Origin of the sequence: Streptomyces roseifaciens (genome assembly GCF_001445655.1) — a bacterium.
GTDB classification, from domain to species: domain Bacteria; phylum Actinomycetota; class Actinomycetes; order Streptomycetales; family Streptomycetaceae; genus Streptomyces; species Streptomyces aureoversilis.
The window spans coordinates 1,133,269-1,152,287 of sequence record NZ_LNBE01000004.1; the positions used below are offsets into that span (position 1 = coordinate 1,133,269).

17 protein-coding genes are annotated in these 19,019 nt (G+C 74.9%); 11 read left to right on the forward strand and 6 right to left on the reverse strand.

Translation table 11 applies throughout. The annotated features are described in order from the left end of the window. The first annotated feature begins 56 nt into the window (after positions 1–56). The gene (locus tag AS857_RS22205; RefSeq protein ID WP_058045033.1) at positions 57–1,088 is read left to right on the forward strand and encodes an HAD-IIA family hydrolase; all 1,032 of its coding nucleotides are present in this window, start codon (positions 57–59) and stop codon (positions 1,086–1,088) included. 192 nt (positions 1,089–1,280) lie between these two features. On the opposite strand, the gene AS857_RS22210 is transcribed toward AS857_RS22205, so the two are convergent. Together AS857_RS22210 and AS857_RS22215 are read right to left on the reverse strand one after the other, a co-directional pair. Beyond that, positions 1,281–2,108 carry a siderophore-interacting protein gene (locus tag AS857_RS22210; RefSeq protein ID WP_058045034.1) on the reverse strand — a complete coding sequence of 276 codons (828 nt, stop codon included), beginning with the start codon at positions 2,106–2,108 and terminating at the stop codon, positions 1,281–1,283. Between the two features lie 62 nt (positions 2,109–2,170). Then, the gene (locus tag AS857_RS22215) at positions 2,171–3,205 is read right to left on the reverse strand and encodes an ABC transporter substrate-binding protein (RefSeq protein ID WP_058045035.1); all 1,035 of its coding nucleotides are present in this window, start codon (positions 3,203–3,205) and stop codon (positions 2,171–2,173) included. 112 nt (positions 3,206–3,317) lie between these two features. Between AS857_RS22215 and AS857_RS22220 the strand changes: the two genes are divergently transcribed. The 3 genes from AS857_RS22220 (at position 3,318) to AS857_RS22230 (ending at position 6,317) form a co-directional block, all read left to right on the forward strand. Next, positions 3,318–4,340, forward strand: coding sequence for a FecCD family ABC transporter permease (locus tag AS857_RS22220; protein ID WP_058046980.1), 1,023 nt, complete (start codon positions 3,318–3,320; stop codon positions 4,338–4,340). A gap of 53 nt (positions 4,341–4,393) precedes the next feature. Next, a complete protein-coding gene (locus AS857_RS22225) occupies positions 4,394–5,440 on the forward strand; it encodes a FecCD family ABC transporter permease (protein ID WP_058045036.1) in 1,047 nt (348 codons plus the stop codon). 70 nt (positions 5,441–5,510) lie between these two features. Next, complete coding sequence (locus tag AS857_RS22230) at positions 5,511–6,317, forward strand: ABC transporter ATP-binding protein (protein WP_058045037.1); 807 nt, start codon at positions 5,511–5,513, stop codon at positions 6,315–6,317. A gap of 61 nt (positions 6,318–6,378) precedes the next feature. On the opposite strand, the gene AS857_RS22235 is transcribed toward AS857_RS22230, so the two are convergent. Next, a complete protein-coding gene (locus AS857_RS22235; protein WP_058045038.1) occupies positions 6,379–6,726 on the reverse strand; it encodes a hypothetical protein in 348 nt (115 codons plus the stop codon). Positions 6,727–6,794: 68 nt separating this feature from the next. Here AS857_RS22235 and AS857_RS22240 point away from each other — a divergent pair, with 68 nt between their 5' ends. The 3 genes from AS857_RS22240 to AS857_RS22250 all read left to right on the forward strand — a co-directional run bounded on the left by AS857_RS22240 (position 6,795) and on the right by AS857_RS22250 (position 8,960). Next, positions 6,795–7,142 carry a hypothetical protein gene (locus AS857_RS22240; RefSeq protein ID WP_058045039.1) on the forward strand — a complete coding sequence of 116 codons (348 nt, stop codon included), beginning with the start codon at positions 6,795–6,797 and terminating at the stop codon, positions 7,140–7,142. Between the two features lie 13 nt (positions 7,143–7,155). Beyond that, on the forward strand, positions 7,156–7,971 hold the full coding sequence (locus tag AS857_RS22245) for a TlyA family RNA methyltransferase (protein ID WP_058045040.1): 816 nt from the start codon (positions 7,156–7,158) through the stop codon (positions 7,969–7,971). A 77-nt stretch (positions 7,972–8,048) separates the two neighbouring features. Then, positions 8,049–8,960, forward strand: a complete 912-nt coding sequence (locus tag AS857_RS22250) for an NAD kinase (RefSeq protein ID WP_058045041.1) — start codon at positions 8,049–8,051, stop codon at positions 8,958–8,960. 55 nt (positions 8,961–9,015) lie between these two features. Here the strand turns inward: AS857_RS22250 and AS857_RS22255 are convergent, their stop codons facing one another. Beyond that, positions 9,016–10,461: a S41 family peptidase gene (locus tag AS857_RS22255; protein ID WP_058045042.1), complete on the reverse strand. Its 1,446-nt coding sequence runs from the start codon at positions 10,459–10,461 to the stop codon at positions 9,016–9,018. 121 nt (positions 10,462–10,582) lie between these two features. On the opposite strand from AS857_RS22255, the gene recN reads away from it, so the two are divergent. From recN to AS857_RS22270, 3 genes are all read left to right on the forward strand, one after another. Further along, on the forward strand, positions 10,583–12,352 hold the full coding sequence (gene recN, locus AS857_RS22260) for a DNA repair protein RecN (RefSeq protein ID WP_058045043.1): 1,770 nt from the start codon (positions 10,583–10,585) through the stop codon (positions 12,350–12,352). Between the two features lie 625 nt (positions 12,353–12,977). Next, entirely contained in the window at positions 12,978–13,736 is a 759-nt protein-coding gene (locus AS857_RS22265; RefSeq protein WP_058045044.1) for a hypothetical protein, read from the forward strand. A 141-nt stretch (positions 13,737–13,877) separates the two neighbouring features. After that, entirely contained in the window at positions 13,878–14,990 is a 1,113-nt protein-coding gene (locus AS857_RS22270; protein WP_058045045.1) for a glycosyltransferase family 4 protein, read from the forward strand. Between the two features lie 58 nt (positions 14,991–15,048). Here AS857_RS22270 and AS857_RS22275 read toward each other — a convergent pair whose 3' ends face one another. Together AS857_RS22275 and AS857_RS22280 are read right to left on the reverse strand one after the other, a co-directional pair. After that, entirely contained in the window at positions 15,049–15,894 is an 846-nt protein-coding gene (locus tag AS857_RS22275; RefSeq protein WP_058045046.1) for a pentapeptide repeat-containing protein, read from the reverse strand. Between the two features lie 41 nt (positions 15,895–15,935). Beyond that, complete coding sequence (locus tag AS857_RS22280) at positions 15,936–17,540, reverse strand: PucR family transcriptional regulator (RefSeq protein WP_058045047.1); 1,605 nt, start codon at positions 17,538–17,540, stop codon at positions 15,936–15,938. A gap of 121 nt (positions 17,541–17,661) precedes the next feature. On the opposite strand from AS857_RS22280, the gene AS857_RS22285 reads away from it, so the two are divergent. Continuing rightward, entirely contained in the window at positions 17,662–18,978 is a 1,317-nt protein-coding gene (locus AS857_RS22285; RefSeq protein ID WP_079110563.1) for an MFS transporter, read from the forward strand. The last annotated feature ends 41 nt before the right edge of the window (positions 18,979–19,019 follow it).

Below are 19,019 nucleotides of genomic sequence, written 5' to 3' on the forward strand. Positions count from 1 at the left end.
CGGCCCTGTGAGCAATGATCGTGGAAGAGACGTACAGCACAAGGAGCGAGTACAGCATGAATCAGACCGCCCGTACGCGGCCCGACGGCAGCGAGCGTGCCCTCAGCGAGGCCTACGACACGGCGCTGCTCGACCTCGACGGCGTGGTGTACGCGGGTGGAGAGGCCATCGCGTACGCCGTCGAGTCGCTCGGGACGGCCCGCGAGGGCGGGATGCACCTCGCCTACGTGACGAACAACGCCGCGCGGACGCCGGAGACGGTCGCCGAGCACCTGACCCGGCTGGGCGTGCCCGCCGAGGCATCCGACGTGATCACCTCCGCCCAGGCCGTGGCGCGGCTGATCTCCGAGCAGCTGCCCGGCGGGTCCCGGGTGCTGGTGATCGGCGCCGAGGGGCTGCGGGTGGCCCTGCGGGAGCGCGGGCTGGTGCCCGTGGAGTCGGCGGACGACGACCCGGCGGCCGTCGTCCAGGGCTACGGCGGGCCGGACATGCCGTGGTCGCGGCTGATGGAGGCGTCGTACGCCGTGGCGCGGGGCCTGCCGTGGTTCGCGTCCAACACGGACCTGACGATTCCGAGCGGGCGCGGCATCGCGCCGGGCAACGGCGCGGCCGTGGAGGTCGTACGGATAGCCACGGGCGCGACGCCGCAGGTGGCCGGCAAGCCGCTGCCGCCGATGCACCGCGAGACGGTGCTGCGGACCGGTGCGGAGCGGCCGCTGGTGGTCGGCGACCGGCTCGACACGGACATCGAGGGCGCGCACGTGGGCGGGGTGGACTCGCTGCTGGTGCTGACCGGCGTGACGACGGCCGCGCAGCTGGTCGCGGCGCGGCCGGAGCACCGGCCCACGTATGTGGCCGAGGATCTGCGGGGGTTGCTGGTTCCTCAGCCGGAGGTCGTGCCGGTGGGGGACGACGGGTTCCGGTGCGGGGGGTGGACGGCGTCCGTTGGCGCGGACGGGCTTGCCCTTGAGGGCGACGGGGATGCCGTGGACGGGCTTCGGGCGCTTTGTGCGGTGGCGTGGACGGCTGCGGGGGACGGGGTGTGTGAGCTGGATTCGGCCAAGGTGGTGGCCCGGCTGGGGCTGTGACCGTGGCTGGGGCGGGTTGGGGTTCTTCCCCTGACCCTCCCCCAGAGGGGGCACCCCCACTTCCCGTAACCGGGGCTGCGCCCCGGACCCCCCTTCCGCGCTGAACGCGCGTCGTCCTCGAACGCCGGACGGGCTGAGTTGGTGCCGGGACGGGCTTGGCCGGGGTGTCGGGGCGGGCTGAGTTGGTGCTCGTCAGGCCAGTTCCGCCAGGAGGTCCTCCTCCGTTGCTCCGCGGCGCCAGTAGCCCGTGAACGTCACCGTGCGGCGGTCGATGCCGCGGTCGTTGACCAGGTGGCGGCGGAGGCCGCGGACCGTGCCGGATTCGCCGGCGAGCCATGCGTAGGGCGTGCCGTCGGGCAGGTCGGCTGCGCGGACGGCGCTCAGGACGGGCTCCGCCGCGCCCCGTACCAGCCAGGTGATCTCCGCGGCGGCGTCGGTGGGCAGGTCCTGGACGTCCTCCGGGTGGGGGACCTCTATCCAGATCTTGGCCGGGGTGCCCGCCGGCAGCCAGGCGAGGATGCCGGCGACGGCGGGCAGCGCCGTCTCGTCGGCGGTGATCAGGACCCAGTCGGTGCCGGCGGGCGGCTGGAAGTCGACGCCGCCGTTGTCCTCGACGACGGGGGCGAGGACGGTGACGCCGTCGCCGGGGCGCGCGGCCTGGGCCCAGTTGGTGGCCGGGCCGCCGTGCCCGTTCGCGTCGCCGTGCACGGCGAAGTCGACGTCCATCTCGTCCGGCCCCTGCCGCAGGTCCCGCACGGTGTAGGTGCGCATGAAGGCCCGTACGGCCGGGTCCTGGGCGCGCCATTCGGTGAACCAGGTCTCGTCGAGGTTCTCGGGCAGGACCGGGCGGTCCTGGCCGGGCTGGGGCAGGAACAGCTTGAAGCGCTGGTCGCGGCCGCCGGTGACGATGTCGCGGAGCTCCTTGCCGCCGAAGGTGACCCGCATCATGGCGGGGCTGATCCGCTCGGTGCGGAGCACCTCCAGGTCGAAGAAGCGGTACGGGAGGGTGGTGCCGGCCATGGGGGTGTTTTCCTTTCGCTCGGGTGCGCCTGTCGGGCGACTCGGTTGGGCCTGTCGGGCGGTCAGGCGACCTTCTTGGCCTTCTGGACGGCCTCGGCGAGGGCCTCGACGAGCGGTGCGCACCCGGCGTGGGAGTAGCGCGGCTCGCTGAGCCAGGGGCTGATCTGGCCGGCCTTGACGGCGGGCAGACCGGCCCAGGTGGGCTTGGCGGCGAGGTCCTTGGGCTGGAGGGCGGCGGTGCGGTTGTCGAGGAGGATCAGGTCGGCGGGGTACTTGCCGGCGTTCTCCCAGCTGAGGCTCTCGAAGAAGCCGCCGGTGACCTTGTCGGGGACGACGAAGTCGACGCCGAGGGACTTGAAGTAGGCGAGGTCGGCGTAGACGCCGGGGTCGGAGACGTAGAGCAGGTCGGCGGAGCCGGAGGCGGCGAGGACCTTGAGGCCCTTGTTGTCCCGGGCGGCCTTGCGGAGGGTCTCGGAGGCCTTCTCGAAGCGGTCCTTGGCGTCGGTGACCTCCTTCGCCTTGAGGTCGGCGCCGAGGGAGTCGGCGAGCGCGGCGTAGCGTCCGATGACCTGGGTCAGGGAGACCTTGGTGACGTTGATGCCGATGCTGGGGGCGAAGCCGAGGATCTTCTTCTTGCTCTCCTCGGGGACGTACCAGAGCTCGGTGCCCTGGATCATGTTGGTGACGAGCAGCTCGGGGGAGAGGGCCGCGTACTTCTCGACGCCGAACTCGCCCCAGGCGTTGCCGAGGACGGTCAGCTTGTCGATGTCGAGGTCGCCGGCCTGGGGGTCGGGCTCGCCTCCCTTGCGGATGGTCGGGCCGAAGACGCCGACGCACTCGACGCCGAAGTCGTGCAGGGCCGCGGCGGTGCCGGTGAAGGCGACGACCTTCTTCGGGGTGCGATCGGCCTTCGCGGTCTCGCCGCGGTCGTCCTTGAAGCTCCACGGGCCCGAAGCGGAATCTGAGTCCCCGTCCGAGGAGCCCTTCGAGCCGCCCCCGCAGGCCGTCAGGAGGGCACCTGCGCCGAGGGCGCCGCCCGCGGCCAGCAGGCCGCGGCGGGACATGAAGGAGCTGGTGGAGGTGCGGGGGGTGCTCATGGTGGTGCGCTTCTCTCAAGAATGAGGCAAGAACGGGGGGAGTTAAGGGTAGGCTAACCTAAGGGTCGTGTTGGTTGACAGTCCCCCCGAGCCCCCGGCGGACACCGGTCCGCTGCCGCCGCAGATACCCCCGGCAAGCCGTAAGCGGAATGCCGCACGGGCGGCCGGACTGCTCGCGGCGACCGGTCTGCTGCTGCTCGTCGCCGTCGCGAGCATCGCCGTCGGCGCCAAGCCGCTGCCGCTGGACCAGGTCTGGCACGGGCTGTTCGACGACGCGCACGGCGAGGCCGGCGTCATCGTGCGCGAGGTCCGCCTGCCCCGTACGCTGCTCGGCCTGCTCGCCGGCGCCGCCCTCGGGCTCGCCGGCGCCGTGATGCAGGCCCTCACCCGCAACCCGCTCGCCGAACCCGGCATCCTCGGTGTCAACGCGGGCGCCGCGGCGGCCGTCGTATCCGCCATCACCTTCCTCGGCGTCAGCTCGCCCGGCGGCTACGTGTGGTTCGCCCTCGCCGGTGCGGCCGTCGTCTCCGTCGTGGTCCACGTGCTCGGCGGCAGCCGGGGCGCCACGCCCGTACGGCTCGCCCTGGCCGGCACCGCCGCGACGTACGCGCTCTACGGCTACGTCAACTCCGTCCAGCTGATGGACTCCGCCGCGCTCGACCGGATGCGCTTCTGGACCGTCGGCTCCCTCGCCTCCGCCAACGCGGACGTCATCCGGCAGGTCCTGCCCTTCATCGCCGCCGGCACGCTGCTCGCCCTCGCACTCGCCCGGCCCCTGAACGCCATGGCGCTCGGCGACGACAGCGCCCGCGCGCTCGGCACCCGGCCCGCCCGCACCCGCGTCCTCGCGATGGCCGCCGTCACCCTGCTGTGCGGCGCCGCGACCGCCGCCTGCGGGCCCATCGTCTTCATCGGCCTGATCGTCCCGCACCTCGTGCGCGCCCTCACCGGCCCCGACCAGCGCTGGGTCCTGCCGTACGCGGCCGTCCTGTCGCCCGTGCTGCTGCTCGGCGCGGACATCATCGGGCGGGTCGTCGCCCGGCCCGGAGAGCTCCAGGCCGGGATCGTCACCGCCGTCGTCGGCGGGCCCGTCTTCATCCACCTCGTACGGCGCCGGAGGGTGGCCCAGCAGTGAGCGCGCCCGCACGAACGACACCGACGACACCCACAACACCAGTGACACGGACGATGCGAACGGCGCGCACGACGCGGACCATCCGCACCGGCGGCGGGCTCTCCCTGCGCGTGGACGCCCGCGCCGGCCTCGTCGTCCTGCTGCTCCTGGCCGTCGCGGCGGCCGCCTCCGTGGCCCTCATCGCCACCGGCGACTTCCCCATGTCGCCCGCCGACGTCCTGCGGACGCTCGCCGGCGGCGGCACCCCCGCACAGGACATCGTCGTCCACGACCTGCGCCTGCCCCGCGTCCTGGTGGGCCTGCTCGCGGGCGCCGCCCTCGGGCTGGCCGGCGCGGTCTTCCAGTCCGTCTCCCGCAACCCGCTCGGCAGCCCGGACGTGATCGGCTTCGGCCAGGGCTCCGCGGCCGGTGCGCTCGTCGTCATCGTCCTCTTCCACGGCGACCCCTTCGCCGTGGCGGCCGGAGCCGTCGCCGGCGGCATCGGCACCGGACTCGCGGTCTACCTGCTGGCCTGGAAGAAGGGCATCAACGGCTACCGCCTCGTGCTCGTCGGCATCGGCGCCGCCGCCGTCCTCACCGGCCTGCGCGACTACCTGATGACCAAGGCGGACCTCGTCGACGCCACCCGCTCCATGATCTGGATGGTCGGCTCGCTCAACGGCCGCGACTGGGCACAGGTGTGGCCCCTGCTGTGCGCGGTCGCCGTGCTCCTGCCCCTCGTCCTCGGGTACGGGCGCGCCCTGCGCATGCTGGAGATGGGCGACGACGCCGCCCACGCCCTCGGGGTGCGGGCCGAGCGCACCCGGCTCGTGGTGATGGCCTGCGCCGTGCTGCTCACCGCCGCCGCCACGGCCGCCGCCGGGCCCGTCGGCTTCGTGGCCCTCGCCGCGCCGCAGCTCGCGCGCAGGCTGACCCGCGCCCCCGGCCCCAACCTCCTGGCCTCCGCGGCCATGGGCGCCACCCTGCTCGTCGGCGCCGACTGGGCCTCGCAGCGGCTCTTCGGTGCCGACGAGCTGCCCGTCGGCGCGCTGACCGGAATGCTCGGCGGCTGCTATCTGCTGTGGCTGCTGTTCACGGAGCGCAAGGCGGGCCGGGTGTGAGCAGCGCACCCCGTACGACCCTCAGACCTTCAGCACGACGGAGACGACCCCTCACCAAGGAGACAGCACCATGAGCCGACTGACGGCCGAATCCGTCACGCTCGCCTACGACCAGCGGGTCATCGCCCAGAAGCTCTCGGTCGCCATCCCCGACCGGTCGTTCACCGTCATCGTCGGCCCCAACGCCTGCGGCAAGTCGACCCTGCTGCGCGCCCTGGCCCGGATGCTCAAGCCCGCCGCCGGATCCGTCCTGCTCGACGGCGCCGCCATCGGCTCCTATCCGGCCAAGCAGGTCGCCCGCACGCTCGGGCTGCTCCCGCAGTCCTCCATCGCGCCCGACGGCATCACCGTCGGCGACCTCGTCGCCCGCGGCCGCTACCCCCACCAGGGCCTGCTGCGGCAGTGGTCGCGCGAGGACGAGCGGATCGTCACCGAGTCCATGGCCGCCACCGGCGTCGACGCCCTCGCCGAGCGGCACGTCGACGAGCTCTCCGGCGGTCAGCGCCAGCGGGTCTGGATCGCCATGGCCCTCGCCCAGCAGACCCCGCTGCTCCTGCTGGACGAGCCCACCACGTACCTCGACATCCAGCACCAGATCGAGGTGCTCGACCTGTGCGCCCAGCTCCACGAGGAGCAGGGCCGCACGCTCGTCGCCGTCCTGCACGACCTCAACCACGCCGCGCGCTACGCCACCCACCTGATCGCCATGCGCGACGGCAGCGTCGTCGCCGAGGGCGCGCCGGGGGACATCGTCACCGCCGAGCTCGTGGAGCAGGTGTTCGGGCTGCGCTGCCAGGTCATCGACGACCCGGAGACGGGGACGCCGCTGGTGGTGCCGGCCGCACGCCGGTCCAGGGCCGCCGTGCTGCAGAAGTGACCGGGCCGGGGCAGTGGCGGCAGCTGCGGCTACGGCAGTGACCGGCCCGTGGCAGCGGCGGCTACAGCAGTGACCGCAGCCGCAGGACGTCGCGCAGGCTCGCCTGGACCCTGACCCGGCCGGCGGCCCACGCCTTCGCGAAGTTCAGCCGGCCGTCCACCAGGGCCACCAGGTCGTCGCCCGCCATCGTCAGCGCGATCTCCGAGCGCCGCTCGGGCGTGCCCGGCCGCGTCTCCACGTCCTGGATGTGCCCGCCCACGAGGTGGCCGGTGAAGGTCACGTCGAGATCGGTGATGTGGCAGCTGAGCGAGCGGTCGGGCGCGGCCGCGTCGCGGAGCTCGTCCTTCGCCCCCGCGAGGTTCTCCGCCAGTCTGTCGAGTGCGGCGCGGCACTCCTCGATCGTCGCCATCACCAGGGACGGTACCGCAGCAGGCCGCGTACGCCGCAGAGGCGCCGTTCCGGGGTAGCGTCGGAGCCATGAGCGATGCGATGACTCCTGCGCACCGGGAGACTCCCGGGGGCCCGGAGACCTCTGCGGACCGGGAGACTCCTGCGGATCCGGAGGCGGTCGGGGCCGCCGGGGCGGGCGAGCCCGGCCCGCTGCCGCTCGGCGTCGTGCGCACCCCGACCGGCGACCCCGCCGTCGACGCGCAGCTCGTCCGGCTGGCGGACGCCGACCACCTCGCCGCGAGCGGCCACCTCGAGGTGTACGAGGATGTACACCGGGGCCTGCGGGAGGCGCTGAGCGCGCTCGACCGGAGCCCCGGCCCGTCCGGGGCACCCGCGGCCCCGGGCGCCCCCGCTTCGTACGACACCAGGAGCTGAACCACCCGTGGCAGTGACCCGCCCGCGACGCAGCCGACTCGACGCCGAGCTCGTGCGCCGTAAACTCGCCCGCTCCCGCGAGCACGCGAGCCAGCTCATCGCGGCGGGCCGGGTGACCGTCGGCGGCGCCGTCGCGACCAAGGCGGCGACCCAGGTCGAGATCAGCGCCGCGGTCGTCGTCACCCAGGACGAGAACGACCCCGACTACGTCTCCCGCGGCGGCCACAAGCTCGCCGGCGCCCTCGCCGCCTTCGTCCCGCGCGGGCTGAAGGTCGAGGGCCGCCGCGCCCTCGACGCCGGGGCGTCCACCGGCGGCTTCACCGACGTCCTGCTGCGTGCCGGTGCCGCGCACGTCGTCGCCGTCGACGTCGGCTACGGGCAGCTCGCCTGGTCGCTGCAGAGCGACGAGCGGGTCACCGTGAAGGACCGCACGAACGTCCGCGAGCTGACGTTGGAGCAGATCGACGACGTCCCCGTCGACCTCGTCGTCGGCGACCTGTCGTTCATCCCGCTCGGGCTCGTCCTGCCCGCGCTGGTGCGCTGCGCCGCTCCCGACGCCGACCTGGTGCTCATGGTCAAGCCGCAGTTCGAGGTCGGCAAGGAGCGGCTCGGCAGCGGCGGGGTCGTGCGCAGCACCCAGCTGCGGGCCGAGGCGGTGCGCATGGTCGCGGCCCGCGCCGCCGAGCTGGGGCTCGGGGTGCTCGGCGTGACCGCGAGCCCGCTGCCCGGACCCTCGGGCAACGTCGAGTACTTTCTGTGGCTGCGCGCCGGAGCGCCCGAACTGGACCCGGCGGACGTTGACCGTGCAGTGGCGGAGGGGCCGCGTTGACGACTTCAGAAGCAGCATCAGAGGCAGCAGCACAGGCAGGGACACAGGCAGCAACGGCGGCACAGGGGGGCTGCGGGATGGACGACGGAGGGAAGCGCACCGTCTTCCTGCTCGCGCACACGGGCCGCCCGGCGGCCATCCGCAGTGCCGAACTCGTCGTCCAGGGGCTGCTGCGCTGCGGCATCGGCGTGCGGGTCCTCGCCGAGGAGGCAGCCGACCTGCCGCTGCCGTCCGCGGTCGAGCTGGTCGAGGCCGGCCCCGAGTGCTCGGAGGTCCTGGAGGGCTGCGAGCTCCTCGTCGTCCTCGGCGGCGACGGCACGCTGCTGCGCGGCGCGGAGTTCGCGCGGCGCTCCGGGGTGCCGATGCTGGGCGTGAACCTCGGCCGGGTCGGGTTCCTCGCCGAGGCCGAGCGGGACGACCTCGACAAGGTCGTGGACCGGGTGGTGACGCGGGAGTACGAGGTCGAGGAGCGGATGACGCTCGACGTCCTCGTGCGCACCGACGGGCACGTGGTGCACACCGACTGGGCGCTGAACGAGGCGTCCGTGGAGAAGGCCGCGCGCGAGCGGCTGCTGGAGGTCGTCACGGAGGTCGACGGGCGCCCGGTGTCGCGCTTCGGCGGCGACGGCGTCGTGTGCGCGACGCCCACCGGGTCGACGGCCTACGCGTTCTCGGCGGGCGGCCCCGTGGTGTGGCCGGAGGTGGAGGCGCTGCTGATGGTGCCGATCAGCGCCCACGCGCTGTTCGCCAAGCCGCTGGTCACCGCCCCGGACTCGGTCCTCGCGGTGGAGGTCCAGCCGCAGACCCCGAACGGGGTCCTGTGGTGCGACGGCCGGCGGACGGTGGAGCTGCCCGCGGGGGCGCGGGTGGAGGTGCGGCGGGGGGCCGTGCCGGTGCGCCTGGCGCGGCTGCACCACGCGTCCTTCACGGACCGCCTGGTGGCGAAGTTCGCCCTGCCGGTGGCGGGGTGGCGCGGGGCGCCGCACTGATCCGTCGATCCGCCACCGGTGCGGCGGGAGTACGTCCCGCCGCACCGGGCGGGCCTCAGCGGTGGGAGCGGGCCACGAACCTCCGCGCCTCGGCGAGGGCCGAGTCGCGGTGGGCGCGGAACTCCTCCTCCGTGAAGACGGGCGTGGCGACATCCGGGGAAATGCCCGTGATGTCATAGGTCGTCCGGTGGTCCCGTGCGCTCAGGAACTCCTCGTTCGGCAGGATGAACTGCCAGCCGTTGGGCAGCCGCCGCTCGAGGGTGTCGGAGAAGGACCCCTGGGTGTTCTCGCCGATCCGCTCCGTGGGCTGCGCACGGCCCATGAGGGCCTGCGTGAGCGTCTCGCCCGCGCTGATGGTGAGCCGGCCCGTGAGTACGGCCACGGGGCCGGTGTAGGCGGGCCCGCGGTGCGGGGTGACCGTGACGGGCTGCTCGGGCGTGAACTTGCGCGGGTCGCGCGGATCGTTGCGGGCGTGCTTGAGGTACGCGAGGTAGGGGCGGTCCGTCAGCCGCTCCGCCACGCGCAGGGCGAGCCGGTCGGAGCCGCCGCCGTTGAAGCGCAGGTCGAGCACCAGGCCGCGCAGGGCGCCCGGGCCGCGGGTGCGGGCGGCCGTGAAGATCTCGTCGAGGGCGCGGTCGACGACCGCGCTGTCCTCGGCGTAGCCGCCGTCCTCGGTGTAGCCCTGGAACCCGGTGATGCGCAGGTAGCCCGTGCGGTCGGGCAGTTCGGCGTACGAGATGCGGCCGTTGCCCCACGTGCGCCACCGGGCCTCGGGCACGCCGACGCTCTCCTTGACGGCCTTATCCATCCGGAGCATGCCGTCACGGTCCGGGATCGTGGTGTCCTCGCGGTGGCCGCCGAAGCGCCCCTCCGCCTTCTCCGGGTCGGAGACGATGCCCGTGTGGCCGTCGTGCAGCGGCTCGATCATGCTCTTCAGGACCTCGAACAGGGCCGTGTCGTCCGTCGCTGCCGCGGCCCGCGGGCGGAACTTCTCGCGGACGTCCTTCCAGTCGATCCCCTTCTGGGCGAAGAAGGGATAGTTCTCGGCGTAGGTCTGCCAGAAGACGTCGAAGACGCGGAGATTGTCCGTCTTTGCGGGAGCGGGAGCGGGAGCGGGAGTGTCGCGGCACTCGGCCGGCAGGGCGGGCAGGCGGCGCAGCGTACGGTGCCCGACGTTGTCGCCGAAGGACAGCACCGCGCGGTCGCGGCCGTGCGCCGTCACCGTGATCGGCGCGTCCTTGTCCTGCTGGAAGGTGCCCGGGGCGGTCGTACGGGTGGCGTCGCGGAAGCCCGGCAGGCAGCTGACGGCCGTGGTGTCGTACGTCCGCAGCCTGCGGCCCCCGTCCTCGATGGAGACGACCGTGCCGTAGCCGTCCATGCGCCACGCCCCGTCCAAGGGGGCCCGGGCGGGCGCGGCGAGCGCGCTGCCGGTGGAGGCTGCGGTGGTCAGAACGACGGCGGAGGCCAGGAACAGGGCTGCCGTGCGGGAACGTGCGGTCATGGCCCGATCGTGCCCGGAACCGGGCCGGAGCGGCCATGGAGCGATCACCCGGAACGGTGGTGGGGATTCCCCCAGGGGGGTCGGTGGGGGTGGCCGTCGCGAGGGGCCCCCGGAACCTCGTATGGTCGTATCCGTGTTGGAGGAGATGCGGATCCGGTCCTTGGGCGTCATTGATGACGCGGTCGTCGAGCTGTCACCCGGTTTCACCGCGGTGACCGGCGAGACCGGCGCGGGCAAGACCATGGTCGTCACGAGCCTCGGTCTGCTGCTCGGCGGGCGCGCCGACCCCGCCCTGGTGCGCATGGGGGCCCGGTCCGCGGTCGTCGAAGGGCGGCTCGCCGTCGACCCCGGCTCGCCCGTGGCCCTGCGGGCGGAGGAGGCGGGCGCCGAGCTCGACGACGGCACCCTGCTCATCAGCCGCACCCTCTCCGCCGAGGGACGCTCCCGGGCGCACCTGGGCGGGCGCAGCGTGCCCGTCGGGCTCCTCGGCGAGCTCGCGGACGACCTCGTGGCCGTCCACGGGCAGACCGACCAGCAAGGGCTGCTGCGGCCCGCCCGGCAGCGCCAGGCCCTCGACCGCTACGCGGGCGACGCGGTGGCCGCGCCGCTCGCCAAGTACGCCGACGCCTACCGGCGGCTGCGCGCCGTCGCCGCCGAGCTCGCCGAACTGACGACGCGGGCCCGCGAGCGCGCCCAGGAGGCCGACCTCCTGCGGTTCGGGCTGGACGAGGTCGCCGCCGTCGAACCGCTGCCGGGCGAGGACGCCGAGCTCGCCGCCGAGGCCGAGCGGCTCGGGCACGCCGAGGCCCTCGCCTCCGCCGCCACCGCCGCGCACGCCGCGCTCGCCGGGAACCCCGAGGACCCCGAGGGCATCGACGCCGCCACGCTCGTCGCCGGCGCGCACCGGGCCGTGGAGGCCGTACGGTCGCACGACCCCGCCCTCGCCGCCCTCGCCGACCGCATCGGCGAGATCGGCATCCTGCTGTCCGACGTGGCCGGGGAACTGGCCGGATACGCCTCCGACCTGGACGCCGACCCGCGGCGGCTGGCCGCCGTCGAGGAGCGGCGCGCCGCCCTCACCCAGCTGACGCGCAAGTACGGCCAGGACATCGCCGAAGTCCTCGCCTGGGCCGAGCGCGGCGCGGAACGGCTCGGCGAGCTCGACGGCGACGACGAGCGCATCGAGGAGCTCGCCGCCGAACGGGACGCGCTGCGCGCGGAGCTGGGCGGGCTCGCCCAGGTGCTCAGCGACGCCCGGGCGGAGGCCGCACAGCGCTTCGCCGACGCGGTCACCGCCGAACTCGCGGAGCTGGCCATGCCGCACGCCCGCGTCAGCTTCTCGATCCGCCAGGCCGAGGTCGCCGAAGCGGAGGCGGAGAGCGGCATCGAGGTCGGCGGCCGCGCCGTCGCCTACGGCCCGCACGGCGCCGACGAGGTCGAACTGCTCCTCGCGCCCCACCCCGGCGCGCTGCCCCGGCCCATCGCCAAGGGCGCGTCCGGCGGTGAGCTCTCGCGCGTCATGCTCGCCGTGGAGGTCGTCTTCGCGGGCTCCGCCCCCGTGCCCACGTACCTCTTCGACGAGGTCGACGCGGGCGTCGGCGGCAAGGCGGCCGTCGAAGTGGGCCGCCGCCTCGCGCGCCTCGCGCGGACGGCCCAGGTCGTGGTGGTCACCCACCTCCCGCAGGTGGCGGCCTTCGCCGACCGGCACCTGGTGGTGGAGAAGACCCACGAGGGGTCGGTGACGCGCAGCGGCGTCCAGGCGATGGAGGGCGAGGACCGCATCCGCGAACTCTCCCGCATGCTGGCGGGCCAGGAGGACTCGGAACTGGCCCGCGCCCACGCGGAAGAACTCCTCGCAACAGCGCGCGGCGCCTCCGGCGGGGGTGCGTGACGCTCTGCGGCACGCCCGGTTCGCCGGGCGGCCTCGCTGTGGTTGACCACCGTCGCGGCGGGGTCAGGGTGACCGCGGCGGTCGGGTGTCCGTTGCCGGAACGTCTGCCGACGCCGCCGACGCCGCAGGCCGGTCCGGCACCGCCGGGCCGCCTCGTCGTGGCTGATCGCCGTTGCGGCGGGATACGAGTGCCGGAGTCGATCCTTCGCCGGCTGGGCGCCGGCCACTTGTTTCCGCCGCCGTGGTGGGTAACTCCCACGGAGTGGTCCGGCGGTGCCGGGCTGGGCCGCGTGGTGCGTCGTCGACCGCTCTGAGTGAGCTGGGTCCGGCACCGCCGGGCTGCGGTGTTGTGGCTGATCGCCGTTGCGGCGGGAGGTGAATGCCGGGGCCGGTTCTTCATCGGTTGGGCAGTGGCCACTTGTTTCCGCCGCTGTGGTGGGCAACCTCCATGGTGTGGTCCGGCGGTGCCGGGCCGGGGTGGTGCCGGGGAGCTTTCGGTCGGGCGTCGGCCACTTGTTTGCGCCGCCGTGGTGGGTAACCCCCACGGCGTGGTCCGGCGGTGCCGGGCTCGGCCGGGGTGGCACCCGTCGGTGGTGTAGAAGGCCGTGGCTCGTAGGGTCGGGGCATGATCCGGGTTGGGGTGGTGGGGAAGGCGGCGCTCTGTGGGGCGGTCGTGGCGCGAGGGGTTTATGAAGGGGCGCGGTGGCGCCAAGGTGCGCGCTGGCAGCGGCGCAATCACGCCGGCCGCACGGTCGACCTGTACGCCGGCCCCGCCGCAGCCGCCGGCACCGCGCTCGCCCTGGCCGTCACGCCCGCTCTGCCGCCGAGGGCGCGGGCGGCCGGAGCGCTGGCCGTGCTTGCGGCCGGGGCCTGCGGGGCCTACGACGACTTCGCGGGCGCCGGGGATCCCCGGCGGGGGTTCCGGGCGCACCTGGGCGCCCTGCGGCGGGGCGAGGTGACCAGCGGGGCCGTGAAGCTCTTCGGGGTCGGGGCGGCGGCCGTCGTGGCGGGCGCGGCCGTCAAGGAGCGGCCGCTCGACAAGGCGCTCGCCGCGGTGGTGATCGCCGGCTCCGCCCACCTCGTCAACCTGCTGGACGTACGGCCGGGAAGGGCCGCCGGGGCCGTCCTGGCGCTCTCCGCGCCGGGCCTCGCCCGCCGCGGCGTCGCGGCCGTCGCGGCCGTTCCGATGGGCGCGGCGGCCGCGCTGATCGCGGACGATCTCGCCGAGCGGACCATGCTCGGCGACACCGGCGCCCACGCGCTCGGGGCGGGTCTGGGGCTCGCCGTCGTGGCAGGCAACGGCCGTGCCGGGCTTGCCCTGCACGCCGCCGCACTGGTGGGCACGGCCCTGGCGATGGACGCGAGAAATCACCTATGTGAGTGAATCCGCGGATGCGCGGGCGCGGTAGGGCGCTCAACCCGCGAGACGGTGGTCCCGTGATGTCGGCGGACGCTGGCATCCTGGGCGGCAGCACTGCGCCGTACGCCTCTCCGATGCCGACGCCGAATCAGGAGTTCTCCCCGCGTGAGCAGTACACCCGCGCCCCACGGGCGGCCGCCCCTGCACGCGGTGCAAGTGCTGGGCAGCGGGGGAGCCGGCAGCGGCGCGCACGTGCGCTCCCTGGCGGCCGGGCTGGTGGCCCGCGGGCTGCAGGTGACGGTCTGTGCGCCGCAGCAGACGGGCGAGGGGTACGCGTTCACGTCCGCGGGTGCGGCCTTCGCCCCGCTGTGGGCCAGGCCGGACGCCCTGGCGGTGGCCGGCATCCGCGCGGCCAGCGCCGGAGCCGACGTGGTCCACGCGCACGGCCTGCGCTCCGCGGTCCTCGCCGCCCTGGCGCTGCGCGGCCGCACCACCCCCCTCGTGGTCACCTGGCACACCACGTGCCACGTGGAGGGCGCTCGCGGCCGGTTCCTGCGGCTGATGGAGCGGCGCGCGGCCCGCGCCGCGGCCGTCGTCCTCGGGGTGACCTCCGAGCTGGTCGACCGGGCCCGGCTGCGCGGCGCGCGCGACGCCCGCCTGGCCCCGGTGGCCGTGCCCGCCCCGCGCCAGGCGCCGGACGACGACGAGCCGCGCGACAAGACCCGTGCCGAACTGGGCGCGGTGGCCCGCCCGTTGCTGGTCACCGTCGGCCGCCTGGAGACGGGACGGGGCCTCGGCGTCCTGCTGGACGCGGCCCGCGTCTGGCGCGAGCTGGACCCCGAGCCGCTGCTGATCGTGGCGGGCGAGGGCCCCGAGCGGCCGCTGCTGCAGCGCCGCATCGAGGAGGAGAACCTCCCGGTCCGCCTGGTGGGCCGCCGCGACGACGTCCCCGAGCTGCTCGCCACGGCCGACCTCGCGATCCTGCCCAGCCGCTGGGAGGCCCGCTCCCTGCTCGCCCAGGAGGCGCTGCACGCGGGCGTCCCCCTGGTGGCCACGGCCGTCGGCGGCGTTCCCGACCTGGTCGGCGATGCGGCCGAGCTCGTCCCCTACGGCGACTCCGCCGCCCTCGCCGGGGCGGTGGCCCGCCTGCTGGCCGATCCGGCCCGCCGCGCCGAGCTGACCACGGCCGGCCGCGCCCAGGCGGCCACCTGGCCCACGGAGGACGACACGGTCGCCCACGTCCTCAGCGTCTACGACGAGCTGGCCGCAGGCGGATAGCCCGCCCCGTCCTCTCGCAGGCGGAACGTTTCAGGCGCAGTGTTTCAGGCGCAGCGTCTCAGGCGGCCGGGCCCCAGTGCGCCGGCCGGCTCAGCGCCGCCGGCAGCTTCGTGCTCGCATCGCCCCGCGCCGCGTTGAGCTGGGCCTGGGTGAGGAAGACGCTCCCGGTCAGGTCGGCCCCGGCGAGGTTGGCGTCGCGCAGGTCGGCCCCGAGGAGGTCGGCGGTCCGCAGGTCCGCGCCGCCGAGGTCCGCGGCGATCAGGTACGCGCCGCGCAGGTTGGCGCCCCGCAGGTCGGCGCCGTGCAGCCGGGCCCCCATCAGGTCGGCCCCGCGCCGGTTCTTCTTCTTGCCGGGGACCTGTGCCCGTACGAGCTCGCTGGTGCGCTGCAGCAGCTCGCCGACCTCCATCCGGCGCGCCGCCACGTCCACCTCCAGGATCGCCTCGGGGCTCTCGTGGGTCAGGCGCTCGACGGCGTCGTGCACGCGCCGGACCTCGGCGTGGAGCCGCCGGGCGGCGGGCAGGGTCAGGGCCTCGGCCAGGTACCAGAGCAGCTCGTGCAGCTGCCGCATGACCGGGTAGACGGCGAACATCTGCCGGGCGGTCCCGGGGTCCTGCCGCCAGTCCCGGCCGCCGAAGGTGACCTGGGAGACCTTCTGCCCCGCACCCTGGCAGTCGTAGACGGTGCAGCCGGAGAAGCCCTTCTGCCGCAGCTTGGTGTGGATGCCGCAGCGGAAGTCCTGCTGGATGTTGCCGCACGGCTTGCCCGCGTCCTTGGTCACGGCGAAGTCCGCCGAGGCGACGAACGGCAGCGCGACGCAGCACAGCGCGAAGCAGCTGCCGCAGTCCGCCCGCAGGTCCTCGCGGTCCGCCGCGACGGCGCCGACTGCCGCATTCTTCTTCATTCCGGTCACCGTTCGAGTAGAGCCCGGTGCGTCTGTGCAGGTCAAATCCATTCCGTATGACGCCGCGCACGCAGTGCGAGGCTCAGGGACAGCACCGTCTCCGGGTCCTCCAGGTCCGCGCCCAGGAGCCGGCCGATCCGTGCCAGCCGGTCGTAGAGCGTCTGGCGGTTGAGGTGCAGCTCGCGCGCGGTCTCCGCCTTGCGGCCCGCGTGGGCGAGGTACGCGGTCAGGGTGGGCAGCAGCGCCGGCCGGGAGGCGGCGTCGTGCGCGATCAGCGGGCCGAGCACGCGGTCGACGAACGCCGCCAGATCGCCCTGGGAGCGCAGCCGCCACAGCAGGACGTCGACGTCGAGCCGGCGCACGTCGTGCCAGGGCCGGTCCGGCAGCCCCTGGGCCGCCGTCGCCGCCTCCGCCGCGTGCCGCAGGCCCGCCCCGGCCGTCTCCCACGTCGCCGGGGCCCCGGCCACCACCACGGGCGCCGGGAAACCGGCCCGCTCCGCGCCCGCCCGCAGCGCCGCGGCCACCCGCCCGGCCACCGCCGTCCGCTCCGCCGCGTCGCGCAGGCCCACCAGCAGCGGCACCCGCCCCTCCGGCATCCGGACGCCCAGCAGCACCGGAACTCCCACCCCGGCCAGCTCCTCCTGCACCGCGCAGGCCAGCGCGGCCCGGCAGTCCGCCGGCGCCAGATCGGTGGCCGGGCGCATCACGAGCGGCAGCAGCGGGCCCGGCCCCGGCTTGAAGCCCAGCACCCGGGCCTGCGCGGGCGCGTCGGCCGCGGACACCCGCTCCTCGGCGAGGTCGGAGAGGAAGTCGCCGCGCCCGCGCGCGGCCAGCTCCTCCTCCTGGCGGGCCTGCAGCAGGACGACCGCGAGCAGCCCGGCCGTACGGTCCGCGGCGATCCGGTGCACGGGCGCCAGCGGGGCGTCCACCGGCAGGACGGTCAGCCGGGCCCGTACCGCACCCGGCCCGGGACCGGTCCCGGGAATGTCGGTGACGACCGCCCCGGCCATCCCCGCCGACCGCAGCCCCTCCCACACCTGCAGCGGATCCGACCCGCCGGCGGCGCCCTCCGGCCCCGCCGCGTACAGCAGCCGGCCGTCCGGAGTCCCCAGGAACACGGGGTTGCCCGCGAAGCCCGCGAACAGCCGCAGCACCTCCGGCACCCCGCCGCCGCCCAGCAGCACCTCCGTGCACCGCCGGTGCACCTCCTCGGCGCGCCGCAGCAGCGCGTAGTGCTCGTTGACGAGCTCGGTGTGGATCTCCTCCGTCACCGCGACGAACGGCACCTCCCGGTGCAGCTGCACCAGCGGCAGCCCGCACGAGCGGGCCGTGTCCACCACCGCGGCCGGCAGCGTCGTGAAGCGCGCGCCCAGCTCGACCACCAGCGCCGCGATGTCCCGCTCGGCCAGCCCGCGCACGAAGGCGCGCTGCTCGGCGGGGCGGCTGCCCAGCCCCAGGCCGGTGGTCAGCAGCAGCTCGCCGCCCTTGAGCAGCGCGGCGATGTTCGGGGCCTCGCCCGCGTGCACCCAGCGGACCGGCCGGTCGAGCCGGTCGCCCGCCGCGAGCACCTCGGGGAGTCCCTTGCGCAGGGTGGGCAGCGCGATGGCCCGTGCCACGGTGATGGTGCCCTGCGGGGTGTGTTCCATGCCCGGAACCTAACGGCCGTCCGGCCTGGTTGTCAGATACGGCCTTGCTGCGGGGGCGCCGCCGGTCGGCGCACGGCGGACGCCGTATGCACCGCCCCGCGCCGCACCTACGCTGTCCCGCATGACCGCCGTGCCCGAGAGCCCCGAGTCCGCCCCCTCCGGCTTATCCCCCTTGTCCCCGGAGCCGGGCCAGGACGCCGTCCTGCCCGACCGCGCCGCCGTCCAGCGCCGTACGGTCAACGTCCTCATGGCCGCCCAGATCTTCATCGGGGTCGGCATGGGGGCCGTGATCTCGTCCGGGAGCCTGCTCGTGGAGCGGCTCACCGGGTCCCAGGCGGCCTCCGGCTTCGCCACCACCCTGGTCACCCTCGGCGCCGCGGCGCTGTCCGTCCCCCTGGCGGCGCTCTCCCGCTCCCGCGGCCGCCGCGCCGGGCTCGGCACCGGCGCGCTGATCGCCGCCGCGGGTTCGCTGGTCGTACTGGTGGCCGCCCCGCTCGGCTGGGTGCCGCTCGCGTTCCTGGGCCTCCTCCTCGTCGGCGCCGGGACGGCCGCCAACCTCCAGTCCCGGTTCGCGGCGACCGACCTCGCGGAGGCCGGCGGGCGGGCCCGCGCCCTCTCCCTGGTCGTCTGGTCGGTGACGGTCGGCGCCGTCCTCGGCCCCAACCTGACCGGTCCGGGCGCCGCCCTCGCCCGGGCCCCGGGGCTGCCCGAGGAGGCGGGCGCCTTCGTCTTCTCCGGCGTGGCCTACCTCCTCGGCTGGGCCCTCATCCACACCTGGCTGCGCCCGGACCCGATGCTGCTCGCGGCCCGGCTGAACCCGGGCGAAACGACCGAGCGAGGCGCCCGCTTCCTTACCCGAATGAGCGGCGCCCTGCGACACGTGGCCGCATCACCCTCGGCGCTGACCGGGCTGATCGCCCTGGTGCTGGGCCATGCCGTGATGGTGTCGGTGATGACGATGACGCCTGTGCACCTCGCTCACCACGGGGCATCACTGAGCGTCGTCGGCTTCACCATCAGCCTGCACATCGCAGGCATGTACGCGTTCTCGCCTCTGGTGGGCCGGGCGGCGGATCGGTTCGGCAGGGTACCGGTAATCCTGGCCGGGCAGGTCGTCTACGTGGCCGCGACGCTCCTCGCGGGCACGGCCGGGGACCGGCGGTGGGCCGTCACGGCCGGGCTGTTCCTGCTGGGCGTCGGGTGGTCGTGCGCGACGGTCGCGGCGTCCACGCTGCTGAGCGAATCGGTGGACGCCGGGCACCGGGCCGAGGTGCAGGGGGCTTCCGACATGCTGATGGGGCTCGTGGGGGCGGCGGGAGGAGCGCTCTCCGGGGCGTTCGTCGCCGTGAGCGGCTACGGCGGCCTGAACGCCGCCGCGGCCGTTCTGGTCCTGCCGGTCAGTGCGTGCGCGCTGTACTTCGGGTTGCGGAAGCGCTGACCAGTGCGTTCGGCTCGGCTCCGGGCGTAGAGCCCGGCTTT

Coding starts and splice junctions, on each gene's coding strand:
- AS857_RS22210 (WP_058045034.1), bottom strand. CDS start 2,108: ATGGCCGGCACCACCCTCCCGTACCGCTTCTTCGACCTGGAGGTGCTC.
- AS857_RS22250 (WP_058045041.1), top strand. CDS start 8,049: ATGGACGACGGAGGGAAGCGCACCGTCTTCCTGCTCGCGCACACGGGC.
- AS857_RS22225 (WP_058045036.1), top strand. CDS start 4,394: ATGCGAACGGCGCGCACGACGCGGACCATCCGCACCGGCGGCGGGCTC.
- recN (WP_058045043.1), top strand. CDS start 10,583: ATGGTCGTATCCGTGTTGGAGGAGATGCGGATCCGGTCCTTGGGCGTC.
- AS857_RS22275 (WP_058045046.1), bottom strand. CDS start 15,894: ATGAAGAAGAATGCGGCAGTCGGCGCCGTCGCGGCGGACCGCGAGGAC.
- AS857_RS22285 (WP_079110563.1), top strand. CDS start 17,662: ATGACCGCCGTGCCCGAGAGCCCCGAGTCCGCCCCCTCCGGCTTATCC.
- AS857_RS22205 (WP_058045033.1), top strand. CDS start 57: ATGAATCAGACCGCCCGTACGCGGCCCGACGGCAGCGAGCGTGCCCTC.
- AS857_RS22215 (WP_058045035.1), bottom strand. CDS start 3,205: ATGAGCACCCCCCGCACCTCCACCAGCTCCTTCATGTCCCGCCGCGGC.
- AS857_RS22255 (WP_058045042.1), bottom strand. CDS start 10,461: ATGACCGCACGTTCCCGCACGGCAGCCCTGTTCCTGGCCTCCGCCGTC.
- AS857_RS22240 (WP_058045039.1), top strand. CDS start 6,795: ATGAGCGATGCGATGACTCCTGCGCACCGGGAGACTCCCGGGGGCCCG.
- AS857_RS22235 (WP_058045038.1), bottom strand. CDS start 6,726: ATGGCGACGATCGAGGAGTGCCGCGCCGCACTCGACAGACTGGCGGAG.
- AS857_RS22265 (WP_058045044.1), top strand. CDS start 12,978: ATGATCCGGGTTGGGGTGGTGGGGAAGGCGGCGCTCTGTGGGGCGGTC.
- AS857_RS22280 (WP_058045047.1), bottom strand. CDS start 17,540: ATGGAACACACCCCGCAGGGCACCATCACCGTGGCACGGGCCATCGCG.
- AS857_RS22230 (WP_058045037.1), top strand. CDS start 5,511: ATGAGCCGACTGACGGCCGAATCCGTCACGCTCGCCTACGACCAGCGG.